This window comes from Streptomyces sp. NPDC035033 (genome assembly GCF_040636735.1).
In the GTDB taxonomy this organism is placed as follows: domain Bacteria; phylum Actinomycetota; class Actinomycetes; order Streptomycetales; family Streptomycetaceae; genus Streptomyces.
In genome coordinates, this window is sequence record NZ_JBEZUZ010000115.1 from 1 (window position 1) to 4,298 (window position 4,298).

General features: G+C 72.9%; 3 protein-coding genes and 1 pseudogene. All 4 read left to right on the forward strand.

Annotated features, from left to right (window positions below):
- Nucleotides 1–340 (forward strand): annotated as a pseudogene (locus AB0E83_RS31295) (serine/threonine protein kinase); the annotation flags it as partial.
- A gap of 151 nt (nt 341–491) precedes the next feature.
- Complete coding sequence (locus AB0E83_RS31300; protein ID WP_362119425.1) at nt 492–1,745, forward strand: serine/threonine-protein kinase; 1,254 nt, start codon at nt 492–494, stop codon at nt 1,743–1,745.
- 67 nt (nt 1,746–1,812) lie between these two features.
- The gene (prfB, locus tag AB0E83_RS31305) at nt 1,813–2,925 is read left to right on the forward strand and encodes a peptide chain release factor 2 (RefSeq protein WP_362119428.1); all 1,113 of its coding nucleotides are present in this window, start codon (nt 1,813–1,815) and stop codon (nt 2,923–2,925) included.
- A 367-nt stretch (nt 2,926–3,292) separates the two neighbouring features.
- A complete protein-coding gene (locus AB0E83_RS31310; protein WP_362119431.1) occupies nt 3,293–4,222 on the forward strand; it encodes an LPXTG cell wall anchor domain-containing protein in 930 nt (309 codons plus the stop codon).
- The last annotated feature ends 76 nt before the right edge of the window (nt 4,223–4,298 follow it).

Genomic DNA, 4,298 nt, shown 5'->3' on the forward strand with positions numbered 1-4,298 from the left:
TCAGCCCCCGCAGCAGCAGTACGCGCCGCCCCAGCAGCCGCAGCAGCCCCCGCGGCCGCAGCCGCCCGCCCCGGCCCCGCGCGAGCCGCGCCGGCGCGGCGCCAACCCGATGCGGATCCCCGGCCTCGGCTGCCTCAAGGGCTGCCTGGTCATGATCGTCCTGTTCGTGGTGGCCGGCTGGCTGGTCTGGGAGCTCACCCCGCTCCAGGACTGGATCGCCCAGGGCAAGGGCTACTGGGAGGCCATCGGCGACGGCATCGCCACCGTGAGCGACTGGATCTCCACCATCGGGGACGCCACCGGCTCCAGCGGGGGCACCAGCGGCGGTACCGGTCAGTAGGAAACGGTCGTCCTGAGGGCGGTACGACCGCGTTCGGGCGGTCGTCCTGCCGATTTATCGACTTCCGGAGGGTGATTTCCCTCCGGAAGTGACGTCCGGCGGCTCGGGACGCGTAACTTTGACGCGAACCGCAGCCGCTGAGGGAGCAGTCTTGGCACGGAACATCGGCAGCCGCTACACCGCCCACCAGATCCTCGGGCGGGGCAGCGCCGGAACGGTGTGGCTCGGCGAGGGGCCCGAAGGCCCCGTCGCCGTCAAACTGCTGCGCGAGGACCTGGCCTCCGACCAGGAACTCGTCGGCCGTTTCGTGCAGGAGCGGACCGCCCTGCTCGGCCTCGACCACCCGCGCGTGGTCAAGGTCCGCGACCTCGTCGTCGACGGCAACGACCTCGCCCTCGTCATGGACCTGGTCCGCGGCACCGACCTGCGCACCCGCCTCGACCGCGAGCGCCGGCTCGCCCCCGAGGCCGCCGTCGCGATCATCCGCGACGTCGCCGAGGGCCTGGCCGCCGCCCACGCGGCCGGCGTCGTCCACCGGGACGTGAAGCCGGAGAACATCCTCCTCGACATGGAGGGGCCGCTCGGCCCCGGCGGCGCCCACCCCGCCCTCCTCACCGACTTCGGCGTCGCCAAGCTCATCGACACGCCGGGCCGCACCAAGGCCACCCGGATCATCGGCACCCCCGACTACCTCGCCCCCGAGATCGTCGAGGGCCTGCCGCCGCGCGCCGCCGTCGACATCTACGCCCTCGCCACCGTCCTGTACGAGCTGCTGGCCGGCTTCACCCCGTTCGGCGGCGGCCACCCCGGCGCCGTCCTGCGCCGCCACGTCACCGAGACCGTCGTCCCGCTCCCCGGCATCCCCGAGGAGCTGTGGAAGCTGATCGTCCAGTGCCTCGCCAAGGCCCCGGCCTCCCGGCTGCGCGCCTCCGAGCTGGCCGCCCGGCTCGCCGACGTCCTGCCGCTGCTCAAGGGCATCCCGCCGCTCGACGTGGACGAGCCCGGCGCCGAGCCCGAGACCCCGGAGCCGCACGAGGACCCGGCGTACGCGGCCTCCGCGGGCCCGGCCACCGAGACCGGCCGCCGGCGCGCCGCCGTCCCGCTGGTGCCCGGCGCCTCCGCCGACTCCCACCGCGACACCCACACCTCCATGCGCGTGCCCGGCCCCGACGAGCTGTCCGGCGGCCCGCACGGCACCGCCCGCGCCCCGCGCCCGGCCGGCGCCCGGCGGCCCGGCTCGGCCCGCAACAAGGCCGGGGCCGTCCGCAAGCGCCGCATCACCCTCGGCCTCGCGGCCGTCCTGGCGGCGGGCGCGCTCGGCGCCGGCGGCTATCTGGCGCTCGCCGGGGACGACGGGACCCCGCCCCAGGACTCCCGTCCGGCCTCGCAGCCCGCGCGGCCCTGACCCCGGTCGTCCACGGGCCGGGCGGCCGTAGGTTCGGCTCCCGGCCCGGAGCCGTTACGCTGGACGCGTGGCAGTCGTCGATGTATCCGAAGAGCTGAAGTCCCTCTCCTCGACCATGGGGTCGATCGAGGCCGTCCTGGACCTCGACAAGATGAGGGCAGACATCGCCGTGCTCGAAGAGCAGGCCGCGGCCCCGTCCCTCTGGGACGACCCGGAGGCGGCGCAGAAGATCACGAGCAAGCTTTCGCACCTCCAGGCCGAGGTCCGCAAGGCCGAGGCGCTGCGCGGCCGCATCGACGACCTGGGCGTCCTCTTCGACCTCGCGGAGGAGATGGACGACGCGGACACCCGCGCCGAGGCGGAGACCGAGCTGGTCGCCGTGCGCAAGGCGCTCGACGAGATGGAGGTCCGCACCCTCCTCTCCGGCGAGTACGACGAGCGCGAGGCGCTGGTCAACATCCGCGCCGAGGCCGGTGGCGTCGACGCCTCCGACTTCGCCGAGCGCCTCCAGCGCATGTACCTGCGCTGGGCCGAGCGCCACGGCTACTCGACCGAGATCTACGAGACCTCGTACGCGGAAGAGGCCGGCATCAAGTCGACCACCTTCGTCGTCAAGGCGCCGTACGCCTACGGCACCCTCTCCGTCGAGCAGGGCACCCACCGCCTGGTGCGCATCTCGCCCTTCGACAACCAGGGCCGCCGCCAGACCTCCTTCGCGGGCGTCGAGGTCCTCCCCGTCGTCGAGCAGTCCGACCACGTCGAGATCGACGAGTCCGACCTGCGCGTCGACGTCTACCGCGCCTCCGGCCCCGGCGGCCAGGGCGTCAACACCACCGACTCGGCGGTGCGCATCACGCACCTCCCGACCGGCATCGTGGTCTCCTGCCAGAACGAGCGCTCGCAGATCCAGAACAAGGCCAGCGCCATGAACGTCCTCCAGGCCAAGCTCCTGGAGCGCCAGCGCCAGGAGGAGCGCGCCAAGATGGACGCGCTCAAGGGCGACGGCGGCAGCTCCTGGGGCAACCAGATGCGCTCCTACGTCCTCCACCCGTACCAGATGGTCAAGGACCTCCGGACGGAGTTCGAGGTCGGCAACCCGCAGTCCGTCCTGGACGGCGAGATCGACGGCTTCCTGGAGGCCGGCATCCGCTGGCGCAAGCAGCAGGACCAGACGAAGTAACCGTCCCCCGCGTTCGCGTCCGGGCCCCGCACCCCTCCGGTGCGGGGCCCGGTTCGTTCGCCGGTGCAAGCGGTGTACGGGCGTGTGGGACGCTTTGTCGACAAGGGAACTGCCGTGACAGGGCCCGTAGTTCCGGGTTTACGTCACAGTTGCATCGTTACATGCCGCCCAACTGGTGATCTTTCGGGCATCGCACGCGCAACGGCCTTGACGCTGCATCGGAAACTCGGAAGGGTGGCTGAATGGCATGCGCATTTCTGGGGCGCGTGTGAACGGGGGGCAGGTCCAGTACGCATGACGCCCCCCGTGCCCGGCGGCCCCTGGCGCTGCCCCATGACGAGATGAAGCTACTGGGGGTAGCAACCAGATGACCAACAAGACGCGAGTCCGCCTGGCGCGAGTCGCGGCCGGTGCCGTGATCATCGCCGGTGCGTCCCTGACCGCGGCGGGCGCCGCGCAGGCCGTCGGCGGGAACGACGCCCTCGACGTGGAGATCAGCGTCCAGGGCGGCGAGCCCTGCGAGATCGACCCGCTCGGCTGCAGCACGGACGGCGGTGCTGACGGCGGTGCCGATGGCGGTGCTGACGGTGGTGCCGATGGCGGTGCTGACGGTGGTGCCGATGGCGGTGCTGACGGTGGTGCCGATGGCGGTGCTGACGGTGGCGCCGATGGCGGTGCTGACGGCGGTGCCGATGGTGGCGCCGATGGCGGTGCTGACGGTGGCGCCGATGGTGGCGCTGACGGCGGTGCCGATGGTGGCGCCGATGGTGGCGCTGACGGCGGTGCCGATGGTGGCGCTGACGGCGGTGCCGATGGTGGCGCCGATGGTGGTGCCGACGCCGGCAACGGCGGCAACGGCAACGGCGGTAACGGCAACGGCGGTAACGGCTCCGGCAACGGTGGCAACGGCGGCAACGGCAACGGTGGCAACGGGTCGAACGGTTCCGGCGGCGACTCCGGTTCCTCCTCCGACTCCGGCTCCACCAGCACGTCCGGTGGTTCCTCCGACGACGGCGGTTCGGGCGACTGCACCGTGACCGCCGACGGCGTCGAGTGCGGCGGCTCCACCGGTTCGACCGGTTCCACCGGCTCGACCGGCTCCACCGGCTCGAACACCGACACCCAGCAGGTCGGCTCGCAGCCCGTCCAGCAGGGCGAGGCCAAGGAGGAGCTCGCCGAGACCGGTGCGGCCGAGACCTCGTTCCTGATCATCGGTGCCGCCACCATGATCGCCGGCGGCATCGGCTTCCGCTTCCTCCCGCGCCTGGTCGCGGGCGGGCGCGGCGCCGCCGCCTGAACGGCGTAGCACACAGAAGGGCCGGGGGGGTCGTCCTCCCCGGCCCCTACTGCCGTCCCGGGGGGTTGGGGGCGCC